The following is a 26,037-nucleotide window of genomic DNA, read 5'->3' on the forward strand; positions in this document are numbered from 1 at the left end:
ATATCTAAAACAAGAACTAAAATAAAAGTGAGCTTCAATTGAAAATAATCCTACCTATCGCTGTGCTTGCTCTACTGCTTAGCGGCCTACAGCCGAGCGTCTTAGCAAGCGAATCAAATGCTAGCACCACCTTTGATGGTCCCTACCTGTTTGATAAAGCAAAACATCAAACAAAGGCGCAGGCTTATTGGGTCTGTGCTGGCGCACTATTAACCACCCCTGTAACTGACAAACAGCTCACTCGCCCCAATAACTGTGGCCAGTTACCTGAGCCAGTGCTTAACCCTACAGCGAAAAACATCAGCGACCACACCTATACAGGCGTAAGTAAAATTGTCGCGCTCAGTGATATCCATGGTCAATATGATGTACTCATCACTCTGCTTAAAAACCAGAAGATTATCGATAAAGATAACAACTGGGCCTTTGGCAATGGCCATATGGTGATGACAGGCGATATGTTCGACCGTGGCCATCAAGTTAACGAAGTCCTCTGGTTTATGTATAAATTAGATAAACAGGCGCAAGATGCTGGCGGTAAGCTACATCTGCTAATGGGTAACCATGAGCAGATGGTGATGCGCGGTGACTTAAGGTATGTGAATGAGCGCTATCAGGTTGCAGAAAAACTGCTAAATCGTAGCTACGATGAGCTGTATGATTCCAGCAGCGAGATCGGCCAATGGCTACGTAGCAAGCACACCATAGTAAAAATCAATGACAGCCTGTTTCTCCATGGCGGAATCAGCGGCGAATGGGTCGACCGAAAACTCACCTTAGACAAGGCCAATCAGGTATACCGCGCCAATATTGATAAGAGCAAGCCGGAGATAAAAAGTGATGAGCTGCTTAACTTCCTGTTTTTAGGCAATGGACCCACTTGGTTCAGAGGCTACTTTGAAGATGATTATCACGAGAGCGAGATCGACCGCGTGCTTGCCTATTTCGATGTGAAACATATCGTCGTCGGCCACACATCACAAACTCAAGTACTAGGCCTGTTTAACAACAAGGTATTAGCTGTCGATTCCAGTATTAAAAATGGCGAGTCAGGAGAGTTGCTGTTAATCACCCCTGATGAAAGCAGCAAAGGCACACTAATCCGCGGTCTTTATGATGGTAGCCGAGTAAGCCTCTAAAACGATTAAAAATGGGCCAATGACCAAGGTGTGATTAACAGGAAAAACCTTCCTGTTAATCAAGCATCATTATCGAACTCGCAGGTTGATTATCAAATAAGGATTCTGATTTACTTATATAACCCTTGACTACTGGTTAGACCACTAATAGTTTATTTATAAACTCTACCACTGTTTAAATAATTATGCCGCCATTTACCAGCCATGGAACATCGATAATTTGCGCTGATCAATATGAAATTTCAGCAACTATCTATACGCCCCACAGTACACCAGAACAGCCAATCAAAGGCGCCGTGTTGATCGGACCTGCCACAGGGATAAAACAACAGTTTTACGCTAATTTTGCTTCCTATCTGTGTGAAAATAACTATGGCGTTATCACCTTTGATAATAGGGGGATTGGCAACTCGAAAAAAGACAAGCTCAAAAAAAGTGATGCCTCCCTGCAATGCTGGGGAGAAAAAGATATGCCTGCCGTGCTTGAGCAGTTAAAGACGAGTTTTCCTGACACTCGATATCATCTGATTGGCCATAGTGCAGGAGGTCAGCTGGTTGGGCTCATGCATAATGCCATGGAATTAAGCTCTATCTTCAACTTTGCCAGTTCATCTGGCCAACTAAAAAATATGAAGATGCCATATTTTATCAAGGCACATTTCTTTATGAATCTCTTCATACCTCTGTGTAATACCCTTTTCGGTTATACCCAGTCTCAATGGCTAGGTATGGGGGAGCCGTTACCTAAGGCTGTAGGTCAACAATGGCGCGAGTGGTGTAATGGTGAAGGTTACGTAAAACAAGCTTTCGGTAAAACGGTCCACTGCCACCAGTATGATACATTGTCTATACCTTCGATGTGGGTCAATGCCGTAGATGATGATATCGCCATCGATGCAAACGTCTTAGATATGCAGTCAGTGTTTAGTCGCTTGAAACCTGAAACGCTCACCCTATCACCTGAAAATTACCAACTCGATGAGATTGGCCATATGAAGTTTTTTAGCAAAAAAGCCAAGGTGTTATGGCCACACGCGCTAAATTGGTTAGAAAGGTTCTCATATCAATCGGTATAAACTATAACCTTCATCACTCTATAATCAATTTGTCATAGAAATGGTAAAATAGAGGCCTGCGCTTTCTTGGTCATCTTAGCCACCACCAGCTGGAACGAATTATCTATCATGCGCTCAATCTCACCCGATGGGATTGAACCATCGAGAATAATGGTATTCCACAGCGTCTTATTCATATGGTAACCCGGGATCACTGACGGAAAGATATCACGTAAAATCGCGGCTTCATCTGGGTCGCACTTAAGGTTCATCCACCAGTGCGGCTCTAAAACGGGCTCATCCTTATCACTATCCTTATCGCCACCTTTTTTGCCCATTTTTCCTATTGATAAGGTCGCGAACATTTTTCCTTTGACCTTAAACACAAACACATCGGCACCAAAAGGAAAGTCTAGCAAGGTGTGAGGTTTAGTTAATAAGTACTGTTTAGCCGTTTCAAATTCCATCTTCAAGCCTAGGCATATTACTGAAGTTGCTAGATTAGCATTGGAGGCTCACTTTTTACCAATCCCCCCAAAAAAGTACACCAGGATAACGCGACTACATTTGTGCCGACAGTAAATCATAACTCAATGAATTTCACTGTGTAGATGGAAAAACCAAAGATATGCTAGCGCTATTTTTAAACCGCTTTTAAAGTGGCCAAGTACTTCGGACTATAACCTTATGAATCCCCTACCACTTTCACAAGCTGAAACAATCATTAAACTTGCCATAGCACAAGCTCACACACTCAATGTAACCGTGAACATAGCGCTCCTTGATACAGGCGGTCATCTCATCACCTTTAAACGAATGGATGGCGTGCTACTCGGCGCAATCGATATTGCCATAAAGAAAGCATACACCGCAGCCCTATTTCAAAAACCAACCTATGAGTTAGGCCAGCGATCTCAACTAGGGGAGCCTCTATTTGGCATTGAATCGTCAAATGGAGGCTTGATCACTTTTGCAGGAGGATTACCCATCACGCTTGGTAAGCAGGATACAGATAGGCATTGTATAGGAGCAATTGGTGTATCCGGCAGTCCGGCAGCACGATTGAGAATGACCACTCTATTGCAGAGGCAGCCCTTCGACTTTAAATAAGTCACTAGCAAGTCATTCAATTATTGAATGACTTGCTACCGATATCGGTTCTACTTAGCTAAAGTTGATTGCTGCGCCTCTATAGCCTCATTAAGCTGGGCCTCAACAAAACCAGGAGAGTGTGTTGCGCCTGAAATCAGCCTATACATTGCAGGTATGACCAATAACGTCACAAAGGTCGCAAATGCCATTCCAAAGAACACCACAGTACCCACGGCAATACGACTCTCAGAGCCTGCACCGGTTGACATAATTAAAGGTACAGCGCCAATCAAGGTTGTAAAGGCTGTCATCAAAATTGGACGTAAACGACGCGCCGAAGCATCAATAATCGCCTGCTCAATTTCAAGCCCTTTATCCCTAAGTTGATTGGCAAACTCAACAATCAAGATACCGTTCTTAGTCACCATACCAATGAGCATGATCATGCCTATCTGGCTATAGATATTCAGCCCTTGTCCAGTCAAGAAAAGCCCGAGGAAACCGCCAAAGACCCCCATAGGTACGGTAAACATAACCACCATAGGGTTAATAAAGCTTTCAAACTGAGCTGCTAAAACCAGATAGGCCACTAACAGCGCTAAGCCAAATACTATGAGAACACTACTCTGGTTCTCTTTAAAGTCTTTCGACTCACCGGTGTAGCTCACTGAGATATCGCTAGGTAAGATCTCTATCGCTTTAGCATCGAGAAAATCTAATGCTTCACCTAAAGTATACCCTTCCCCTAAGTTGGCTTTTAGCGTGATCGATTTCTGTTTATTGTTATGGCTGAGTTTATGAGCCGAAGCCACCTCTTCGATATGAGTTATCGAGTCCAACGTGATCAATTCACCATTACCTGAACGCATATAGATTTGACTCAAATCCGCCATGCTATTAAAGCTATTCTCATCACCTCGTAAATAAACATCATACTCTTCACCGCGTTCAACAAAGGTGGTTTCACTGCGCCCACCTAGCATCACCTCAAGCGTTTCTGAGACCTCAGCAACACTAATACCAAGCTCAGCTGCACGTTGTCTATCAACGCTCACAACCAGCTCTGGCGTTGTCTCGGCATAGTCAAGATCCGGGCCTTCAAGTATTGGGCTATGGATAGACTCCTCTTGAAGGATCTCTGCCCACTTAAATAACTCCTTATAATCTGAGCCTCCAATCACAAACTGTACAGGCTCACTCGACTGACCTCTAAAGCCCGGTAGCATAGGGCGAACCATCACATCAGGGATCCCCTGCAATGCTTTCGCCACTATGCCAAGCGCCTGCTGGGCATTGATATCTCTATCTTCCCAATCTTCAAGCTGCATAATCACAAAGCCTGTCTGATCGCCAGCTCTACCGCCAAATGCGGGGGCTTGAATACTGAAAGATTTAATCACGCCTTGACCTAACAGTGGCATCAACTTGTCTTCTACAATATCCATATTGGCTGTCATACGATTGTAACTGGTACCTTCTGCCCCTTTGACGAAGGCAAATATCACACCTCTATCCTCTTGAGGGGCAAGTTGTGATGGCACGTTTTGCATCAAGACACCACTGCCAGCGATACATAAAATGATCACGATTGGTGCGGCAAACCTAAATTGAATTGCCTTAGCGACAGTCAGTCGATAAACGCGCTCAAGCTTGCTAAAACCGCTATCAACCCAGAGGTTAAATCGGTTCTTCTTAACGTTAGCCTTGAGGATTTTGCTGCCCAATACTGGCGTTAAGGTTAAGGCCACAATCGATGAGAAGATCACCGACATCGCCAACATAACTGAAAACTCAGTAAATAAGCGCCCTACCATACCCTCCATAAAGGAGATTGGCAGGAAGACCATTACCAATACAGCTGTCGTCGCGACAACTGCAAAACCGACTTCTCGGGTACCTTTATAGGCAGCCAACAAAGGTGGCTCTCCCTTCTCAATATGATGGAAGATATTTTCCACCACCACGATGGCATCATCCACCACGAGACCAATGGAGAGAATCAACGCCATCAGAGTCAGCAAGTTAATCGAAAAGCCGAAAAAGTTAGCCGCGATAAATGCAGAGATAAGTGATACAGGTACTGTCACAGCAGGGATAAGTGTCGCCCTTGCTTGACCAATAAAGATGTACAACACCAGCACCACTAAACCACCTGTGATAAATAACGTGTTGTAGACCTCAGTAATTGAACGGTCAATGAAAACAGTGGAGTCATAGTCCACCACCAGCTGCGTACCTTCTGGCAAAAATTGTTGAATCCGCTCAACTTCGATATGTGCAGCCTTTGCCACTTCAAGTGGGTTAGCATCAGATTGCGCAATGATACCTAAACTTAGGTTTGGCACACCGTCACTCTTAAAGGTCGAGTTTTCATTCTCGGCGCCAATAAATACCGAAGCAACATCCTTTAAATACACCGGAGTACCGTCACTCGCGGTGCGAACGACAAGGTAATCAAAGTCATCAGGATTGTTATAAAGACGGGCCGTACGCACTGTCATCACAGTGGTATCGTTTCTTACTTCACCGCCAGGTGTTTCAACATTTTCAGTTTTTAAGCTAGCGATTATATCGGCAGTGGTCACATTGCGACCCGCCATCAACTCAGGTTTGAGCTGCACATACATCACTTTATATAAGCCGCCAGAGATACTGACCGAGCTCACTCCGGTGATCAGGCTAAACCTGTCTTCTAATACACGCTGAGCATAATCGGTGAGCTGGGTTCTATCCATGACCGACGAACTCAGATTGATATAGACCGAAGGCTCACCCGAACCATTATCTTTCGAAACAATGGGATCGTCGGCTTCATCAGGCAAACGGCGCTGCGCTCTTGCAACAGCATCACGCACATCACTCACCCCTTCGGTTAAATCCCAATCGAGATCGAAGGTGATAGTAATACGTGACATACCGTTTCTTGTCACTGAGCTGATCTCATCAATACCGCTTATACCAGTGAGCTCATCCTCAAGCGCTGTAGTGATCTGACTTTCCATAATTGTTGCAGATGCACCTTCATAGGTGGTCATTACTGTCACAACTGGGTTTTCTACATCTGGCATTTCACGTACGGCTAACTTAGAGAAAGACACCGCACCAAATACACATAACAGCAGGCTTAAAACAATGGCAACAACCGGGCGTTTTACCGACACGTCAGAAATAAGCATTAAATTCTGTCTCCCTGATCGTCACTTTCCTGCTTACTGGCAGTTCTAGCATCAGTACCATCAGAAAGGTCATCGACTCTTAAGCCATCACGCATATTCACCAAGCCCTGCACGACGATTCGGTCGCCAATTGTCAGGCCGGATGTGATCATCACTTCATCCTGAATTCGCGCCCCTAGGAATACCTCTGTACGCTGGGCAAGTGCATCTTCACCAACCACATAAACAAATCGCTTAGTACCTGAGTATTCAATAGCTTGAACAGGAATAACGGGTTCTGATACCGCAGGAAAACTTAGCTTGGCAGACATCATCATACCCGGCTTTAACTTATGGGCGGCGCTATGCTCATCGTTATCAAAGTTAACTCGCACCTTAAGGTTTAAGGTCTCTTGGTTAATCCTGGGATCAATTGCTACCACATGCCCTACAAAAACATCATCCGGCCAAGCTCTATTTGTGGCAGTCACCTCCATACCAACACTCAACATAGACAGGTAGTTTTCAGGCACCTGCAGATCGACCCTCATTGAGGAAAGATCGTCTAGGGTGAATAGTTCACTGCCCGCAGTGACCATAGAACCTCGGCTGAAATCTAATAAGCCAGCAGTACCTGAAAATGGTGCTTTAATATAGTGATAATCGAGATCGGCTTGTACGAGTTCGAGCCTAGCTGTTGCGATATCTACACTGGCTTTCTGGGCATCGATTTCAGTTTGAGTGATCGCATTACGGTCAATTAACTTGAGGAACTCTCTAAGCTTACGCTTCTCATCATTTAGGTAGGCAATCGCCTCAGAAACGCTTGCCTGCGCTTTAGCATCTTCAAGTTGAATTAACAATTGACCCGCTTTGATCTCTTGATTCGCCGTCACCTTGATGGCTTTAACTTTCCCTGCAACCTCTGGGGAGATATAAACAGATTTATCAGCCTCAAGCTTACCGATTAATGAGATAGTTTGAGATAACAGATGCTGATCGACAACGCCAGTCACCACAGGTACCACTCTAGGTGCGCGGTCCGACTTGTCGCCTGGCTTTTTCGCTTGAGTAAAACTACTGAATGAAGCAACAGCTATCACAGCAAGCAGGGGGATCAATAGCAGACTTTTTTTCATTGATGAATTTCTTATATTACCAGCATGGAGAATGCTTGCTATTTTAAAGAAAAAGCAGCCTGTGTAGGGTAAAGCAGTGTAAAGCAGCGCAAATGATTAGTCATTATTGAGCGATATCTTGTAACAGAGTGCTACAACACACTGATGTGCAACACAGATAAAACCGAACAGAAACAAACCTCCAACCTAGGCAACACTCACCAACCAAGAGGATACAAAATACTCAGTTCGCTATGAGCACACTATGAGTACGCGATGACTTGAATCTTGATACCTGTTCTTTAATAATCTTGAGCATGAAGAAACACAGTTAAAGAAGAGAAAAAAATTGAAACTAATATGGGTTGAAAAGAAACAGCGAAAAGCAGTGTTCCGCTTTTATAAGCGTTTTATGCCGTATGCGCGTATCAGTCAAAAAGAGCAGGTCGCGTTATTGATTAATCACCCAGAGACATTTAGCCCAGATCAAACAATTCATGCAGATCAAATTATTGCAGGACTGAGACTTAGGCCCATTGGTGAGTTCGATCTATTACTCGGAATGCTTGTCCAACCAGAACAAAGAGGTCAGGGAGTGGGTCACCAACTCATGAGCGCCGTCTCAGATAAGCTAATCTCAGAAAAAACCTATCTGTTCGCTTTGCCACACCTAGTTGAGTTTTACCAACAGCATGGCTTTGACAATACCTCTCAAGCACCGAATGATATCGAGCAGCTTTATGAAAAATATACAAGTCAAGGCAAGGAGTTAGTCATGATGGGCTATCAAATGCCACAAGCATTACTATAATTATTCTGGTTGATATTAAAGCTTGGCTGACAAAGTTTGATTAACAGTCTAGGGTTAATCAAGGTATACCCAATCAGTTTAAGTTGTAATACCAAGCCAGTTAGTGATGTGCACGTCCTGAGCAGATAGCTAATGAGCTTGGTATAAAAATGGACAAGATTTACATGGAGCAACGAGATGACTCAAACTAACACCCGCTGGCTACCTAAATTTGCCCCACTTTTAACCGGTTTAGCTTTGAGTTTAATCACTTCATACCTAGTGACCGAATCAATCACTTCAGCACTTACGATAGGCGCCATTAACGCTGTCATTATTTTAGCGATACATTGGAACCATAGCAGGCTGACAATCAAGGATATTAACGCCATTTCAGGTGCATTATCGACCCCCGAAAATAACATAGACTTGACCCTACGCATTAATGAGCCGTCATCAGCACACTTAGCTCACCTGCAAGGCACTATAAACCAGCACTTAAGCCAATGTGAAGCAGCGGTTTTTGCAGCATCAGAGTCAGCAAGTCGCCTTATCCCTATGTCATCAGATCTTTCTGAAACCTATTTCAATATGACTCAAAAGGCCAGCCTACAATCCAGTGTCAGCTTACAAGTCGAATCATCGGTTGACCGTATGTATCAAACCTCCACTCAAGTCAATGAGCTCATAGGCACCATGACAGAAACGGCCACACGCGGTGAGTCGAGAGTCATACAGGGGCAACAGATAGTCTCTCAAACCGTTGAAGGGATACACTCACTGTCGAGCAAAATGGATGAAGCATTTATTGAACTGCAATCTCTGCAAAATAGTAGTCAACAAATAGGTTCAATTTTAGAGGTGATCACCGCCATTGCAGAGCAGACCAACCTGTTAGCCTTAAATGCAGCAATTGAAGCAGCTCGCGCGGGTGAGCAGGGACGTGGTTTCGCCGTGGTTGCCGATGAAGTGCGCAGTTTAGCTCAACGCACCCGAATATCGACCAATGAAGTGAAAACGATGATTGAGGAGATACAAGGGTCCACAGAGCAACTCTCTGAGCACATCCAAGGCAGTCATACCCAAACAGAGAACTCAGTCAAACAGGTGGAACAGGTTAATGTGGAGCTCAATGAGATTGAAGCTGTTGTTGCCGAGACTAAAGCATCTATCGATCTCATCGCTCAATCAGTCGCTTGCCAGACTCAAGCCGCTGAAGAGGTAAGAACATCAATATCGGGGATGCAAGATCTAAACAACGATGCCCTTGAGACTTCAAAAATGCATAATGTCTCTTCTGATGACCTGAAAAATTTAGGCCAAGTCGTACGAGATAAACTCGATGTATTCACAATTTCAGATAACCCTTGGCAAGAGCATAGAAGAACAATTAGACGCAAAACCAACGAGCAAGCAAATCGAACTCAGCAGTCAACGCCTGAGATAGAGCTCTTTTAGCCTTTCAGCTTATCGTCTCATTATTTTGTCATCAGGTAGCCTTCTCTGACTTCTCAATATCTTATAAGAGAAGCGCGACTTGTTTTCATCAGTGGAAGTAGGTCAAAATAGCCACCTCTCACCAAGCCATAGTAGAACTAGAATGATAGAGAAAAAAATAGCCATCTTCGTCGACGTACAGAATATCTATTATACCTGCCGTCAAGCCTATGGCCGTCAATTTAACTATCGAAAGCTATGGCAACATATCAGCCATGAAGGTGAAATAGTATTAGCGACGGCATATGCTATTCACAGAGGTGACGATGGGCAGCTAAAATTTCAAGATGCACTTAAACACATAGGTTTCGATGTAAAGCTCAAACCCTTCATTCAACGCAGTGATGGCTCAGCTAAGGGCGACTGGGATGTTGGTATTGCTATTGATGTAATGGAAGCCGCCAGTGAAGTTGACCGTATTATCTTACTTTCAGGTGACGGGGATTTCGATCTACTTATGCTTAAGGTCTATCAAAAGTATGGTGTAGACACTCAAGTTTATGGCGTGCCAGCACTAACTGCTAAATCACTTATTGATGCGAGCTGTCAGTTTATTGAAATAGATAACAGTTTATTGCTTTAACCCAAAAGAACACTAACAGACTAAAAATCAGCAACTTAAATATAAAACCTAATAATCGATGTCCGCCAAACACAAAAAAGTTAACTTTATTTATCAGCTAAGCTGAACTTTTCTTGAAATAGTGACTCTGACTATATGTAACAAGTTAAGCGTAACTTGTTTTAGTTTTCATCATGGTTCATCACCTCCCTATTCGAGGGCTCAATGAGTTCTCAACTGATAGATAAGTGAGTTTGCTAGCGCTATACCGCATATCGATTCAGACATTTATTCTTTTATAGAATTTTATGGCACCTCATTGAGGTGCCATTTTTTTATCTTTAATCTAAGCTTATGCTTTTATCTAGCTGTACCACAATTGAGGGGTGGTAGCCTTGTCTAGCCTTGCTGTATATCTCTTTTATCTCACTTTCATAGCCAGCAACTTGCAGCTCTGAATATAGCGGTCTAACAAATTTACCCCGCCCGATCTGAATGAGGTAATCACTTAACGCGGGTAAGACTGGATCATAGTGATTGCGAATAGCGACCCGAAACCAGTCACAAGCAATCTCAGCGTTGGTCGATTGCGTCAGGCTAAAGCATTCATCTAATTCCATCAGTTGAACCTGACTCAACACCTCAGGTAACGAGTTCAAGAAATATTGCCAATGATGAACTCGCCACGCTTGCGTACTAAGCTCACTCGCCACAGCGCCATCGAGCCAAGCGGCTAACGCGGCATCGACTTTATCTAAGCTGTTGGATACCGGAGCCTTAAACCAATCGGGCATACCGCAACCATAGACCCACTCAAGCAATTCAGCCTCAATGATACAGTCAGCATGGTCTATAAGTAGTGTTTGCTTAGCGTATTCTATAAACTTTTCTGTGGTTATCGCTTCAAAAGCAAAGTGCTGCACATAGCGATAAAGGAATTTATCGAATGATTGACGCCCTAATCTGCGCTCTAAATCGTGCACAAACATAGATGCCTTGTCATAGGTGAAACGATTGAACGCATCATTTGGGTCTTGTGTTTGTACATTCGCAGGTAAGTTTTGCTCGCTAAGCTCAGTTGTCCCCAGCTCCTCTCTTAAACGTCCATACTCTAAAACGACTTCGAGTTCAGCTTGCTCTTTGCCAAATACCGCCTCAACAATACGGTTTGTAAAGTAAGTCGTGAAACCTTCATTAAGCCAGAGATCGCGCCAAGTCGCGTTACTAACCAAGTTTCCAGTCCAAGAGTGTGCCAGCTCATGAGCCACAGTAGACACTAAGCTTTTATCTCCAGCAATAAGTGTTGGAGTAATGAAAGCTAAACGAGGATTTTCCATTCCACCAAAGGGAAAGCTTGGCGGTAGCACTATCATGTCATAACGGCCCCAGGGATAAGGGCCAAGTAGAGATTCTGCAATCTCAACCATCTTCTCGGTATCTTCAAACTCTTTCACTGCAGCCTGTAAAACCTCAGGCTCAGCATAAACTCCTGTCCTCTCACCTATTTTGCCAAAAGCAAGATCCCCTACTGCGATTGCCATCAAATGAGTTGGCATTGGCTTTTCCATTGAGAAAGAAAACTCGCCATTTAAACTTGCAGAAGAGTCATTCATCGCGCTCATTACAGCCCGCATCCCAACAGGTGCAGTAACTTTAGCGTTAAAGGTTATTCTTGCTTTGGGACTATCTTGCAGCGGGATCCAGCTTCTAGCATTTACAGGTTGAGATTGGCTAAAAAGAAACGGCTGTGATTTCCCACTGGTTTGCTCTGGTGATAACCACTGTAGCCCTTGAGCCCCTGTTGTGGTTTGGTATTGTACCTTGACACTTTTGCACTGCTCTACAAGTGATATATTGAGCCTTTCACCTAAAATATCATCTCGCTTATCGATATTAAATTTAAGCTGCCTTCCCTTGTCATCTTCAACATTAAAAATATTGAGTTCACGTAAGTCTAGGTATAAATCAAGACAGTTTGAGTTGATAAAATCTAATGCCAGCTCCGCAATACCTGATAATTTTTTACTCTCAAAATCAACGCTTAAATCTAAATCTAAATGTGTAACTCTTATCTCATCGACATTAGCAAACGAATGATAGTCGTGATTATTATCCCATTGGTTCGACACAGCATCTTCCTTTTAACACTTTGATATTTGATTGTTCGGCATGAATAGACATTGATACCGATAGAGATTGATAACTTAGCCATTAATAGCGTTAATCTTAGCGACAGCACACTCACTTGTCATCGAAATTGACTTCATTTAGCTAAGATGAAACACTTGGGAATATTGTATACAAAAACAAATATTGAGGAAACACGCTTTGAAAACCTATCAATTACTGCCTATAACTGGATTATTATGTTTAGCTTCAACAGCAACGCAAGCAGAGCAAGTAGCAGGTATTTCAGAGGTACTCTCTCAAAGCCATGCCTGCAGTGATACGATTGTTATTCGCTCCCAAGCGCTAACCCCTAAGCAGGTCACAGATGCTTGCCAGTTACTCAGTAAGCAGGAAGCTAAGTTTCACCAGTTATTTGGTACAAAAGGTAAACCTGTAGCTAACGACAACAATGTCAGCATGCGCGCCAATGTCTACCATACACGAGAAGACTACGTGCAGTATGTAACCGCTCACTTCAATGTACCTAGTGATAACGGCGGTATGTTCTTAGAAGGCTTCCCCGATCAACCAGGTAATCAGGCTGAATTTGTCGCTTATGAGAAAAAAGGCCAAATTTGGAATTTAGCTCACGAATACGTGCACTACCTCGATGGGCATTTCAATCTATACGGTGATTTCTGTGCTTCGCTACATGACTCCCACAGCGCGCCAGAGTATTGCCCCAAGCCCGCACCACTATTACCTCACTTAGTTTGGTGGAGCGAAGGTTTAGGTGAATATATCTCTCAAGGCGACGACAACCCTAAAGCTATCGAACTGGCAAAGCAGTCTCTCGCCGAAAACAAAAGCTACCCGTTAAGTGAACTGTTCGATACGAGTTATGAGATCAATGGCGGAACAGACAGAGTCTATCGTTGGGGCTATTTAGCCGTACGCTTTATGATGGAAAATCATAAAGACAAAATTGATAACATGCTTAGCTTCACTCGCAAAGGAGACTACCCAAGATACCAAGCGCTTATTAAGGTGTGGGGAACTGACATGGATAAAGAGTTTAAGGCTTGGTTGATAGAGTTAACCCCGTAGTTTGAGCAAACTTTTTAAAATAAAAATAACTATTTTTAGTTTTTAGGTGAACTTTTCCAAACTTTGGGACTCTGACTATATGAACCGAATATTTAGCTTCTGTTTATACCTAATGTTTAATGAACGTTTAGCGTTAAACCGAAGTTGTTTTCACTGTTCATCATCACTCCCTTTTAGATAGTTTCTAGCGCAACTATCCACCCTATTCCGAATTGGAACTTGTAGCGACCTGATTAGGTCGCTTTTTTTTGCCTGGATTTTAAGGAAACGATAGGATTAAGACAAAGAAATCTTAGGCGCTGCCTAACAACAGGCAAGAAAAACGTACGAAAACCAAGATCAAAAAAGGCCTCAATTGAGGCCTTTTTACAGGTCGAGCTAAGAGGGTTACAGACGGATACCGGCTTTCTGTAAATCTTTAGCTGTCACAGAGCGTGGCAATGGTACATAACCATCTTTCTCAACAATCTGCTGACCTTGCTTAGACAGAGCAAACTTCAAGAATTCGCGGTCCATTGGAGATAGCTCCTTGTTCGGGTGCTTGTTCACATACACATAAAGGTAACGTGAAAGTGGGTAAGTACCACTTGCAGCATTGGCAGCACTTGCTTCGATATACTTAGTACCCTTCTTTGAGATAGCAACCGCTTTAACACCTGCAGTCTTATAACCAATACCAGAGTAACCGATAGCATTCAGTGATTGAGATACAGACTGAACCACTGAAGCTGAACCTGGCTGCTCATTCACATTGGCTTTGAAGTCACCTTTACATAGGCCCTTCTTCTTAAAGTAGCCATATGTACCAGATACTGAGTTACGGCCGTAAAGCTGCACGTCACGAGCAGACCAACCACCTTCTAGTCCAAGGTCACCCCAACGCTTCACATCGCTGCCACCACATTTGTGGGTTGCAGAGAAAATCCCATCTATCTGCTCAATGCTCAAGCCTTTAATCGGGTTATCTTTATGTACAAATACTGCTAACGCATCAATAGCAACGCGAATCGCTGTTGGCTGGTAGCCATAATGCTTCTCAAATGCTTCAATTTCATTAGGCTTCATTTTACGGCTCATTGGACCGAACTGAGAAGTACCTTCAGTCAATGCTGGTGGCGCAGTAGAAGAGCCAGCAGCTTGAATTTGAATGTTCACATTCGGGTACATCTCTTTAAACTCTTCAGCCCACAGAGTCATCATGTTGGCCAATGTATCTGAGCCAACAGAAGAGAGGTTACCCGATACACCACTTGTTTTTTCATAAACAGGAAGTGTCTGATCGATTGCAGCCATTGATGCTGCAGAGAATACACTAGCGGCTGTTAAACTAACCGCGCCGACAAGCTGTTTCAGTTTCATTCTTTGCTCCAGTGTTAAGCGTACTTGCTCATTAATTGAGTTAACATTTAAGTTGCAGCCAGTATCTGTTTCTATGATGACAAGTCTATTACTCGGACATGACACTTAGATGACAATCGTCATATTCAGTCATTTTTTAATGCTAGTTTAAGTAAAAGGTATTAAGGATTATCTATGCTTTGCGATATCTAAAAGTAAAAAAGCAGACCTCAGTCTGCTTTTCACCCAATACTAAGTAACTTTATTTTATCTAGGTTGAGTGGCCGCTACCTTCAATAAGGTTACTGGGAATAACAAAGCTAAAGGTACTGCCTTTACCAAGTTCACTTTCTATCATTAACTCACTCTGATGGTTACTAAGCGCATGTTTAGTGATGGCAAGCCCAAGCCCTGTACCACCTCTTTGCCTCGTTCTGGCACTATCGACTCGATAAAATCGCTCTGTTAACCTACTAATGTGTTGCTGGGCAATACCATCACCACTATCAGTAACACTAAAACGGCCACCAGCTGCCACTCTTTTCCAGCTAACACTGATATCTCCACCAGGCTCTGTATAGCGAATCGCATTCGAGATAAGGTTAGAGCAAGCGCTCCTAAGCTCAAGCTCATTACCATAGAGGTGAACATTAGCCACACAATCAAAGCTTAGGTGATAACCCCCTTGTGATAGGGCGTTCGCTTCCTCTTTTAAAACCTCAAAGAGATGATCCATATTGATGGTATTTTCTACATTTAATTCGGTCGAATCCTCTATCCTTGAAAGTATTAATAACTGCTCAACCATAGATCTCATACGGTTTGTTTGCTGCTGCATCTGCTGCATCGCTTTAATGTTAGGTGAACCTGGCTCAGCCATCCCCTGCATCATCTCCAAGTAGCCCTGCAGTACCGTCAGTGGGGTTTTCAGTTCATGCGAGACATTCGCAACAAAGTCTTTGCGCATCCCCTCTAGCTGTCTCACACGGGTGATATCTCTGGCAATAAGAAGAAATTGTCCCGTACCATAGCCCATAATACGGATCTCAAGAACACGTCCTTCAGACAAGGGAGAGGCTAACTCTAGCGGCTCTTGATAAGCTGCCTTTTTGAGGTAATTAGAAAAGTCAGGATGACGCAGTAAATTATCGATACGTTGGCCGCTATCAAGAGGCCAAACAAAACCCAGTAGCAGTTGGGCTAACTTATTACACCAGATAATATTGTGTTCAGAATCTAATACTACAGCGGCATCGGGAAGTGCTTCAGCGCCCTGCCTAAATCGACCAAGTAAAAAAGCTAATTGAGAAACGCGTTTACGGTTTTTACCCTGAAGACGATAGATCCCATTGAAGACCCCTTCCCAACTGCCTTTACCATTGGGCGGTGTTAATCGCCTATCACGCCATAGCCAGAAGTTAAGTCTTGAAAGCTGACGATAATGCCAAATAAGCAGTGCGATTGCGCCAATGAGCAAAACCAGAACCACTTCACCTAGAAGTAACCCTAGCACCATACAAAGCAGTAGGTAGGTGACTAGCCGAGATAGCAGTCGATAACCCGAATATGAATCAAACATAAGAGTAGTTTCGAAACCATAGGTAAGAGACGGGCACAAGATAACCTAAATTAGATCTCATGCCTAACTGTATCTTATGCCTAGCACTGTAAATACGAGTTATTGCCTCGTCGAGAATCGGTAACCTGCACCACGCACAGTTTGTATCAATCTGTCATGCTCAGAAGGCTCAATGGCTTTGCGTAAACGCCTTATATGCACATCCACTGTTCTATCTTCAACATAAACATTGGTGCCCCACACATTATCGAGTAACTGCTCGCGGCTATAGACTCGCTCAGGATGGGTCATAAAGAAGTGCAGTAACCTAAATTCAGTCGGCCCCATCTCTAGCACCTTCTCACCCACCGTCACTCTGTGACTAATAGGGTCGAGTAGCAGCCCTTGTACATCTATCGGCTCTTCAAGACTTGTTGGCGAGCTACGGCGCATCACAGCTTTAATTCTTGCAACTAGTTCCTTGGGCGAAAAAGGCTTAGTGATATAATCATCTGCCCCAACTTCAAGACCTCGAACCTTATCCTCCTCCTCACCACGTGCTGTAAGCATGATGATAGGGATCTGTCGAGTAAACTCATCTTGACGTAAACGCTTAGCTAGCCCTATACCGCTGCCACCAGGAAACATCCAGTCTAATAAAATAAGATCGGGATAAGGCTCCGATATCATGTCTAGTGCAGAGTCAAAATCTTCAGCGGAAGTCGTGGTAAAACCATGTTGCTCTAAAACAAAGGTCAGCATCTCTCGGATAGCCAACTCATCTTCAACAATTAATATCTTAGCAGTCATATGCAATCTTCTGTCAGTGAATGTTCACGCTTCTATTATTGGTCAGTTTTATTACAAAATTATGATCAGCCAGGGTTATATTGTCATAAAGTTCAATTTGTTGTCATAAAACTTATCTATTTGTGTGAAAAGCAGACACAAAAAAGGAGGCCTAAGCCTCCCTTTTATCTAGTTGTTCGTTAATTAGAACAATTAGAACTTATGTTCTAGACCAAGACCGATGAAGTTATCATCTTCAGTTTTGCTTTCATAAGAGCGGCTAGAGTAGAAGGCAAATAGTTTAGTTGGCTTACCTAACTTATAATCACCACCGACTGACCATGAATCGCCCTTCTCTTCCATATCTTGGAACTGTGCTTTAAGTACGATAGCATCGATAGTGTATGCAGCACTTACTAAGTAACCTGAATAGCTATCACCGTCAAATGGGTTAACAACCCCCTCTTCGTCGTAAGCATAAACTTTCTCTTCCTGCTGGTACATAGCGCCTAGCTTGAAGCCTGCAAGCTTACCTTGAACCGTAGCACGAGCGACTTGGTAACCTTTTACATCTGAGTCATAAGCAATAGAAGCATAGATAGGAGACTTCTTAAGCCCTGAATCACCATACATAGCCGCTAAGCTGTATCCATCTTGCTCAAGCTGATCGCTATCACCACTTGCAGCATAGGTCGCTCCAAACTTAAAGCCACTCAAAGATGGAGTCACATAAGTTGCAGTCTGGGCTAAGCGGTTTTCACCTTTAAATAGGTTCTTAAGATCACCAGAAAGGTCATTGAACTGATCCACCTTGCCTTGTGATTTCTTAAGCATTGTATCGTTACGACCAACAGAGACTTCACCGAAGTTACCTCTTAGGCCTACAAATTGATTACGCGCTTTGAAGTTTTCTTTCGAGTCATCACCAGTATCAACTTCATACTCCACGGTATAAAAAGCTTCTAGCGAGCTGCTTAGCTCAAACGCCCCCTTTACACCGAAACGTGACGCATTGCTTTGAATCGTTGTCTCAGACTCACCCTGAATATCATTAGATTGAGCGGTAACATTCAACTTACCGTAGACAGTGAGAGGATCTGCAGCATGTGCAGAAGCTAAAGTGGCAGTAGCAAGCGCAGAAGCTAGTAGAGTTTTGCAAAAAACGTTCATCATTTAATCCTTTCGACGTATCTGTTCGTCTTGGTTATTGGTTTGGACGGCCGAAAGTTTGCAGCGTTTACGTTGCAGTTTTATTTCAATAAAACTCCATTTTTTTTACAAGATGAAATATAGCGAGGTAAATAACTGGCAAAGCCTTATACAGCAGGCAATAGAGAGGGCCAACATGATTAATGACAGTTTTGTGAATTATCAAAACACAAGCAAACCAGATACACTTTTTCGGGTTTACCAGAGACTGACAATGTCTTACACTGCGGCTTCATTTTTTTGATTGAGCACTTATTATGTGGTTTAAAAACCTGACTGTTTATCGTTTTAATAAACCTTTCTCTGTCGATACAGAGGCTCTTGAAAAGTCATTGGAAGATTTCACATTCTCTCCATGCTCAAGCCAAGACATCAGTAAGTTTGGCTTCTCTAATGCCTTAGGCAAACAGGGTCAAACATTAGTGCACAGCGCCAGTGAAAGGCATTTAATCTGTGCGACTAAAGAGGAAAAAATCCTTCCGTCACAAGTCGTAAAAGAAGCGCTTGAAGAAAAAGTAGCGCAAATTGAGGCTGAAGAAGATCGTAAATTGGCGAAAAAAGAGAAAGATGCACTAAAAGATGAGATAACCATCACCTTGTTGCCTAGAGCTTTCTCAAGACGTAGCCAGATCCGCGCACTTATCATTCCTGAAATCGAAATGATTTTGGTCGATAGCTCTAGTGCCGCTAAATCTGAAGAGTTGTTAGCCCTTTTACGTAAGGCTCTCGGTTCACTGCCAATCATTCCACTGAGCTTTAAAACGCCTATCGAAACTCAGTTAACTGACTGGGTGAAGACCAACTCGACGCCAGCACCTTTCGAAATGCAAGATGAAGCTGAGTTCAAGTCTGATTCTGATGAGGGCGGTATCGTACGCTTCAAACAGCAAGATCTGACCGAAGATGAAGTACTCGCACATATCGAAGTCGGTAAGCAAGTACATAAACTGGCCCTTCATTTCGGTCAATCCATTGCATTCCTACTGCAGTCTGACGCAGGGATTAAACGCCTTAAGTTCTCAGAAGAGTTCAGAGCGGGCAATGATGAAGTAGGCACAGAAGATCCAATGGCTAGGCTCGATGCGGACTTTGCTTTAATGGGTAGTGAATTGATTGCCTTAATGAACGCATTAGTCGAAGTACTAGGTGGACTAGAAGAGAGTATCTAATACCAATCGGTATAAAGATGTGGCCATTCAGCGAGAGTTTAGTGCTTGTGAGACAAGGCAACGAGTGAAAGACATAGTTATTCTACGTTTAAGCTCGTTAACACTGTATCAGAAGCACTAAAACTCGCCTTTTAGGAGTTTTTTTGGCAACCTACTTCTATTTTGAATAAGCTCAAAAGGGATCACCATTCCCTCACTCATTCGCCTTAAATTATGCCGCCAAAAATAACTCTGAACTGACCACTTTCTTATACTGATTGGTATAAACTCCCTTTGAATCTATGACAAAAATGCCGCTAACAGCAGAAGTTGTTAGCGGCATTTTTATTTGAGTATTAGCCAAATCAGCTATCAGCTACCCGGTTTTAGCTTTCCATGCTTATCAAAAGGCCAATCAACCCCTGACCAAGCTTTGAAAAAGGCTTTCTGGCTGCGCTTCGGTTTCTTTACACTGACAAGTTTTAGTTTGCCACTTTGTTGCTCGCCAAGTTTAAGTGTGACCTCTTTAAGTCTATCGTCACTAAACAAGCTCACTTTGATCTCTGCGCCGGGCTGAAAATCGTTTAACCTGGCTTTAAAATCTTTAGCAGTAACCTTCAAGCCATTGATTGCAACAATTTCATCGCCAAGAACTATGCCCGCATTCCAAGCTGGGCCATCCCGTAACACCTCACTCAATATGAGTGAATTGTGACTAATCTTCATACCTGCAAAGGCCTGTAACTTGGAGTCTTCACCATAACTGATCATTAAACCCGCTTGCTTTAACAAGGCCTGGAAATCAAGGCTTAATGGCGAGTTAACATGAGTCTGCCACCATTGCTCATAGCTCTCCCCAGTCAGCTGACTAAGAATAGCTTTGACATCAGAAACAGTATAACCCACTGGGATCTTGTGATTTTTATACAGTAAGCGATGTACATCTCTGTATGAATGATCAAGTCCTGTATCATCCAACAGTTGAAAATCTAACGCTAATGAAGCTAGAAAACCTTCTGAATAGATATTGGCACTATGGTTAATCGCATAATCGCCTCCAGTACTCGCCCATTTATTTTCACTGGCTTCACTCACTGATTGCACTTCGCGCCCTGGCGTTTTCTCATTTCTAGCAATACGTTTTGCAAGGTCATCTAGAAATTCTTTAGCGGTAATGACACCAGCTCTTAGTAACAACTGGCTTTGAAAATAGCTTGTAGAACCTTCTGCAATCCATAGCAGTTCTGACATGTTTTCGTCTTGATAATTGTATGGAACCAAACCTTGAGGACGATAAGCCTTCACATTCCAAGTATGGATAAACTCATGAGATGCCGTTTTGATAAAGCCAAGGTAATCCTCTCTCTCACGATAACTAAAGCGCGGACGTTGAATGACTGTAGAGTTGAGGTGCTCGGTCGCACCACTGGCACCACTCGTCGCATGGACCATGTAAACATAACGTTCAAAAGGATAACCATCCCATATAGCTTCAGCCTGACCGCTCAATTTAGTCAGATCGGTAACCATCTGTTCAACATCATAATTTCCTTCCCCCCAAATAACCAATTCATAATCAAGGCCATTTGATGAGAACGTTTTGTGGTGACTGATCCCTGTTTCAATAGGAGAGTCGACTAACTGATCGTAATTTTCTCCTACAAATGAGTGAGCCGTTTCACCGGGCTCCATTCCTGAATAACTTTTCCAGTTCTCAGGTACCGCTAACTCAACTTTGACTTCATGCTCCCTAAACTCAGGGCTATAAATCATACTGCCACTGGCATCTAAAAAGGCATGAGTAGCATCAATATGCCCGACTCTTTGACCTAATTGATTGGCATATAGTTGGTAGGTAACAGTAACAGCAGAAGGTTTAGTGAGTGCTATTGTCCATTCACCACTCGCTGTGCGAGTAACTTCAAGCGGCTGCCCATCTTGATCATTGGCACTAAAAAAACGAATACCATCAGCGAGTGGTAACACTTGATACTTACCTGTTCGCCACACAGGTAAGTTCACTGTTAACGCTTTAGAGTCTGACTTTGGGAAATCAACAACAAGTTGAGCTAAATGGTGCTGGGAGTCAGTAAGATCAATTTGATAATTAACACCCGCTAAAGTAGCAGATGAAAATAAAGTACAAAAAGTTAAAATCAATGGGACTACAGGTTTCACTCTTGATTCCTTCTGTTATGATTGTTAGTTATTTTTATAGTGTAAGCGAGAGTATATCTCTATTTCTAATCTTCATCATCACGAACAGCTAATGCATTGGTAACATAAAGTTTTGTCGATAAACAAATCTAACTTACTGTTAAATGTGAATGTTGGAATGGGATAGGGCTAAGTTAACACTCAACAAAATCGAGATAGGCTGACTTTAACAACAAGCGTCTACTTGGATAAATTTACAGCATTGACCCAAGGTCCCTTAAAGAGGGCAAGGTATTCACTTTTTATGCGTATGATTTTCTTATCATTGATTTTAATCTTTTTGTTATCAGCGTCTTCGGTAAATGCCCAAGATCAGCTGGCACTTGAAATTAAGATAAAAGAGACACCGATACTCGTGTTTAACGAGTTACAAGACGCCATCTCTCTGCCCGTATCGGCAAACAGTCTTGATGAGTTTGAAGCCATTGCCAGCGAACAAGGCTACCTTGCTGATGAGTTAAAGCAGAAACTTCAAACGCTGACTAGGCTTTATCTTAATCCAAGTATCAAGCATAAGGATAAGTATAATAAAGCTGAGTCATTAATGGCCCTACTTGAGTCGATTAGCATTAATGCATATGACACTGGCTACCTTCAAATGCTAAAAGGGAGATACATAGCAAGAAGCCAGAACAAGTATCAGCAAGCCCTACCTCACTATATTCAAGCCTTGAATTTGATTGAAAATGAAAAGGGCCTGAAGTCGCAATTATTAAAGCAACTTAGCCACTTTCACCTCGGAGAACTACACCGTATTCTTCATCAAAGTAAGCCTGCTCAAGTACACTTAAAGCTGTACCGAGATGCAACTTATCAATTAGGAAACACCTACTTAATTGCTCATGCCGAAGCGACGCTAGGTAAGTACTATAACAAGCAAGACCAGCTGTCTTTAGCTTTACAACATTATGGCGAAGCACTACGACTTTCCAATCAATTGGAGAAACCGCTGCTAAAAGCTGATATGCAATTACAACTTGCCCGCGTTTATCGTGACCTTGAGTCGTGGGAGGAAGCACTTCAATATGCCCATGAAGCTGACAAAGGTTTTAAAGCGCTAAATTTAGATAGATTGCGTTCTCATTGCATGACTGTAATGGCCATGGTTCATGCGAATCAGGGACTCTGGAATCAAGCAATTGATTATTACCTTAACGCTCAACAGCTCGATTACAATGATCAGAACTTCCTAGCTCAAGCGCTCAATTATCATAACTTGGGTGAAGCCCACTTTAAAAATGGTAATAGCAAAACTGCTTTTGAGTTCCTATTTAAATCCAATGCCATTTTTCACTCAAGAAACAGCAAGCATTACCTTGTCTATAACGACCTCTTAATTGCCGAAGTAGCAGTTGCACAGAAGGACTGGCCATTAGCAGATAAGCACAGTGCATTAGCCCTAGAAAATGCTGAAAACCTACAACTTCTGGATGTTCAAATTGAGGCTCTGCAATATCAAGCAGAGATAAAAAAAGGGCTTAAACAGTACGAAGAGGCCTTCAGTATTTTAGATAAACTGCTCACCTTAAGTTTATCCACTCCGCAAAAGGCCGATGATAAAGTTAACAACACAGCGTCAATATTAGCCGAGCAAAAGCTAAAACTTGAGATAACCAATTTACTAGAGAAACAAGACACCTTAAATTTTCAGCTGGGTCGCTCTAGAGTTATTTTAATTACCGCCATTATTTTTCTGTTACTCGTGTCACTCGTGAGTATCAACCAATGGCGAAGAAAAAATGCCTTAGCCTTAAACTTAACTATAGCTAATCAAGACAAGCTCATTGAACCCGTTAGTCGCTTACCTGGATATAGAGGATTTATTGATGAGCTAAACGCTAGCCATAACCCTCCAAGCGCCGTAGCCCTTGTTTCTTTAACCGGACAATTAAATGCTGACCTCGCTCAAGGGATTCAATGTAATAGCAATATGAACCAGCTACAACTCGAAGCCCTTAAGTCTTGTACTTCAGGTAATGCCTACTTAATAAGGCCAGGGTTATTTATCCTCACCTTAATAGAACAGATCACCGGTGAAGCATTACTCAGTCAGTGCCGCGAAGCCATCGACCGTGATTATGGTGATACGCAGCTACATATAGGGCTGTTGCCATTGCCACTCTTGATGGACCCTGAGATACGGCTCTCTACTGAGGTCCATTATGGCGCCGCACAATTAACCTTAGCTGCAGCAATGAGCCTTGGCGACGATAAAGATTATTACGTCTCAATTAAAGCGCTAAATTTTGCCCCCTCCGCAATATTTTCAACGCCTTTATATCTACACCTTGAAAAGGGAATTGTAAGAGGCTTACTTAAGGTTGAAACAAACGGCGTTAAAGATGAAATTCAATGGCCAAGATGGAAGAGCCATGAAAATATCGAGATTTCATGATTAACATCTGCAATATCCTCAATAAATAGGATTTTATGTGAAATGAGATTTGCACTCCAAAGGGATTGCTATAACATTAGATGTACTAAGTGCATTTGATATTTTACTTTGCCTTGAAGAAGTAGGACACGGTTAATGAAGGATTCGATGGCAAACAGCTCGCAACTCAATTTATTAAAGCAAAAACTGCATTCAGCGAGAGTAGCGCTTGAGAGCATGAATGATGACAAAAATGATAAACTGCAAACACTACTGCAGTTCATTGCTCATCTCAGTCTTGCCTGTAAAGGGCAAAATATCGAGCTCGATAATAAGCTGGCCAAATTAAGACATCAGTTTACCAATTTTGAAAGTATTGATGATGCATTGCCTGAGTTAGTTGAGGTTGAACAACTTCTAAAACAGCAGTATAACCATGTCATGGTTCAGCTAGAAGATAGCAGAGCTAGCCTTTCCCGTGTAATAAGACAAATTCAAAGAGTTGATTCCGCTCCTGAGCAAGTGCGAAAGGAGATCAACTATTTCAAGAAAGATCTTTCTAAACCTTTCCACACCTTTTGGGACTATATTCCCAAAGTAGAAAAGCTCGTTGGCTTTTACGAAAGTATCCTAGAGGAGCAACTTTCTCAGGGTGACAAACTCGTCGTTCTCCCTAAACATCGACAGCTCGCCCATGAGTTAGCCCAGATGATCTCTGAAATCGAATTCAGAAAAGATCAACGTGACAGAATTCTCGTCATAAAAGAGGGGCTGTCTGATGATATCGAAATCGACAACCTTATCGATGCATACCAAACTGTGCTCTCACTGCTGCTAGACAATATCGCAAGAGAAAAATCAGCTTCACAAGAGTTTCTCTTTGCACTAAATGATGCTCTATCTGCAGTTAGAGAGGTCGTCAGCGACTCTTATAACAATAATCATCGTAGCTTCCAGCTTAAAAAACAGCTCAATAGAGAGATAAATAACAGTGTCGATAACGTGGGTGAAGCAATAATAGATATTGACGATATCCATAGCCTTAAATCTCAGGTGACAGAACAACTTGCTTCAATACGTGCCGCTTTAGGTCGAAAAGAAGCCCTTGAAGAGCGTGAACAAGCGATATTGCGTAAATCAATGGAAACCATGCGTGAAGAGTTAAACTCCCTTAGTAAAGAGGCTGATACCTATAAAGAACGCCTATTTGAACAGCAAAAGCTCAACCTGCTTGATACCTTAACTCAACTGCCTAATAGAGCTGCACTTGAAGAGAGAATGGAGCAGGAATTTAGAAATTTTCAGCGCCATAAACAACCTTTATGGGTTGCTGTTGCAGATATTGATCACTTTAAAAATATCAACGACAGTTTTGGTCATAGCACCGGCGATAAAACACTCCAAGTGATTGCCATGGCACTCAAGAACTCCCTGAGAGACACTGAATTTGTGGCACGTTATGGTGGGGAGGAATTTGTATTAATTATCCCTGATGTAAATGCAACTGATATTGACCAACTTTTAAACAGAGTAAGAGAAAAAGTAAAAAGTATCCCCTTTAAGTTTAAAAATCAGAGAATTACAGTTACAGTATCTATAGGTGCAGCACAAATTATCAATAACGAGCTCATTAACGAAACTTTTGACCGAGCTGACGCTGCCCTTTATCGTGCAAAACATGAAAGCAGAGACAGAGTTATCATTGACGTGTAGCCTATACCTGTAACACTCTTATATCTATCGATAGGCGGCATCGATTTATTGATGCCAAGCAAGCACA

The 26,037-nt window shown here is 42.7% G+C and carries 19 protein-coding genes; 10 read left to right on the forward strand and 9 right to left on the reverse strand.

Going from position 1 to position 26,037, the window contains the following annotated elements:
* Positions 1-38: 38 nt before the first annotated feature.
* Positions 39-1,139: a metallophosphoesterase gene (locus BM736_RS12455; RefSeq protein WP_076412618.1), complete on the forward strand. Its 1,101-nt coding sequence runs from the start codon at positions 39-41 to the stop codon at positions 1,137-1,139.
* Positions 1,140-1,324: 185 nt separating this feature from the next.
* Positions 1,325-2,215, forward strand: coding sequence for an alpha/beta fold hydrolase (locus BM736_RS12460; protein WP_076412621.1), 891 nt, complete (start codon positions 1,325-1,327; stop codon positions 2,213-2,215).
* Positions 2,216-2,247: 32 nt separating this feature from the next.
* On the opposite strand, the gene BM736_RS12465 is transcribed toward BM736_RS12460, so the two are convergent.
* The gene (locus BM736_RS12465) at positions 2,248-2,661 is read right to left on the reverse strand and encodes an MmcQ/YjbR family DNA-binding protein (RefSeq protein WP_076412623.1); all 414 of its coding nucleotides are present in this window, start codon (positions 2,659-2,661) and stop codon (positions 2,248-2,250) included.
* 220 nt (positions 2,662-2,881) lie between these two features.
* On the opposite strand from BM736_RS12465, the gene BM736_RS12470 reads away from it, so the two are divergent.
* A complete protein-coding gene (locus BM736_RS12470) occupies positions 2,882-3,304 on the forward strand; it encodes a heme-binding protein (protein ID WP_218638762.1) in 423 nt (140 codons plus the stop codon).
* A 50-nt stretch (positions 3,305-3,354) separates the two neighbouring features.
* Here BM736_RS12470 and BM736_RS12475 read toward each other — a convergent pair whose 3' ends face one another.
* Positions 3,355-6,462, reverse strand: a complete 3,108-nt coding sequence (locus tag BM736_RS12475; protein ID WP_076412626.1) for a multidrug efflux RND transporter permease subunit — start codon at positions 6,460-6,462, stop codon at positions 3,355-3,357.
* Positions 6,462-7,580, reverse strand: a complete 1,119-nt coding sequence (locus BM736_RS12480) for an efflux RND transporter periplasmic adaptor subunit (RefSeq protein WP_076412628.1) — start codon at positions 7,578-7,580, stop codon at positions 6,462-6,464. Before BM736_RS12480 ends, BM736_RS12475 begins: the two co-directional genes overlap by 1 nt.
* Positions 7,581-7,908: 328 nt before the next feature.
* Here BM736_RS12480 and BM736_RS12485 point away from each other — a divergent pair, with 328 nt between their 5' ends.
* From BM736_RS12485 to BM736_RS12495, 3 genes are all read left to right on the forward strand, one after another.
* Positions 7,909-8,370: a GNAT family N-acetyltransferase gene (locus BM736_RS12485; protein WP_076412630.1), complete on the forward strand. Its 462-nt coding sequence runs from the start codon at positions 7,909-7,911 to the stop codon at positions 8,368-8,370.
* A 177-nt stretch (positions 8,371-8,547) separates the two neighbouring features.
* Entirely contained in the window at positions 8,548-9,807 is a 1,260-nt protein-coding gene (locus BM736_RS12490; RefSeq protein WP_076412631.1) for a methyl-accepting chemotaxis protein, read from the forward strand.
* Positions 9,808-9,949: 142 nt separating this feature from the next.
* Positions 9,950-10,429 carry an NYN domain-containing protein gene (locus tag BM736_RS12495; protein ID WP_076412633.1) on the forward strand — a complete coding sequence of 160 codons (480 nt, stop codon included), beginning with the start codon at positions 9,950-9,952 and terminating at the stop codon, positions 10,427-10,429.
* A gap of 320 nt (positions 10,430-10,749) precedes the next feature.
* On the opposite strand, the gene BM736_RS12500 is transcribed toward BM736_RS12495, so the two are convergent.
* On the reverse strand, positions 10,750-12,537 hold the full coding sequence (locus BM736_RS12500; protein WP_076412634.1) for a M1 family metallopeptidase: 1,788 nt from the start codon (positions 12,535-12,537) through the stop codon (positions 10,750-10,752).
* A gap of 199 nt (positions 12,538-12,736) precedes the next feature.
* Between BM736_RS12500 and BM736_RS12505 the strand changes: the two genes are divergently transcribed.
* Positions 12,737-13,624 (forward strand): collagenase, encoded by an 888-nt coding sequence (locus BM736_RS12505; RefSeq protein ID WP_076412635.1) that lies wholly within the window; start codon positions 12,737-12,739, stop codon positions 13,622-13,624.
* Positions 13,625-14,011: 387 nt separating this feature from the next.
* Here BM736_RS12505 and BM736_RS12510 read toward each other — a convergent pair whose 3' ends face one another.
* The 4 genes from BM736_RS12510 to BM736_RS12525 form a co-directional block, all read right to left on the reverse strand.
* Positions 14,012-14,983 (reverse strand): PstS family phosphate ABC transporter substrate-binding protein, encoded by a 972-nt coding sequence (locus BM736_RS12510; protein WP_076412636.1) that lies wholly within the window; start codon positions 14,981-14,983, stop codon positions 14,012-14,014.
* A 250-nt stretch (positions 14,984-15,233) separates the two neighbouring features.
* Positions 15,234-16,541 (reverse strand): phosphate regulon sensor histidine kinase PhoR, encoded by a 1,308-nt coding sequence (gene phoR / locus BM736_RS12515; RefSeq protein WP_076412638.1) that lies wholly within the window; start codon positions 16,539-16,541, stop codon positions 15,234-15,236.
* Positions 16,542-16,640: 99 nt separating this feature from the next.
* The gene (phoB, locus tag BM736_RS12520) at positions 16,641-17,330 is read right to left on the reverse strand and encodes a phosphate regulon transcriptional regulator PhoB (RefSeq protein WP_076412639.1); all 690 of its coding nucleotides are present in this window, start codon (positions 17,328-17,330) and stop codon (positions 16,641-16,643) included.
* 192 nt (positions 17,331-17,522) lie between these two features.
* A complete protein-coding gene (locus BM736_RS12525) occupies positions 17,523-18,482 on the reverse strand; it encodes a porin (protein ID WP_076412640.1) in 960 nt (319 codons plus the stop codon).
* A 293-nt stretch (positions 18,483-18,775) separates the two neighbouring features.
* Between BM736_RS12525 and rdgC the strand changes: the two genes are divergently transcribed.
* Complete coding sequence (gene rdgC / locus BM736_RS12530; protein WP_076412641.1) at positions 18,776-19,687, forward strand: recombination-associated protein RdgC; 912 nt, start codon at positions 18,776-18,778, stop codon at positions 19,685-19,687.
* A 351-nt stretch (positions 19,688-20,038) separates the two neighbouring features.
* Here the strand turns inward: rdgC and BM736_RS12535 are convergent, their stop codons facing one another.
* Positions 20,039-21,844 (reverse strand): M61 family metallopeptidase, encoded by a 1,806-nt coding sequence (locus BM736_RS12535; protein ID WP_076412643.1) that lies wholly within the window; start codon positions 21,842-21,844, stop codon positions 20,039-20,041.
* Between the two features lie 283 nt (positions 21,845-22,127).
* Between BM736_RS12535 and BM736_RS12540 the strand changes: the two genes are divergently transcribed.
* Positions 22,128-24,278 (forward strand): hypothetical protein, encoded by a 2,151-nt coding sequence (locus BM736_RS12540; RefSeq protein WP_076412644.1) that lies wholly within the window; start codon positions 22,128-22,130, stop codon positions 24,276-24,278.
* 135 nt (positions 24,279-24,413) lie between these two features.
* Positions 24,414-25,970: a GGDEF domain-containing protein gene (locus BM736_RS12545; protein ID WP_076412645.1), complete on the forward strand. Its 1,557-nt coding sequence runs from the start codon at positions 24,414-24,416 to the stop codon at positions 25,968-25,970.
* Positions 25,971-26,037 lie beyond the last annotated feature (67 nt).

Source organism: Shewanella sp. UCD-KL12 (assembly GCF_001957125.1).
GTDB lineage: Bacteria > Pseudomonadota > Gammaproteobacteria > Enterobacterales > Shewanellaceae > Shewanella.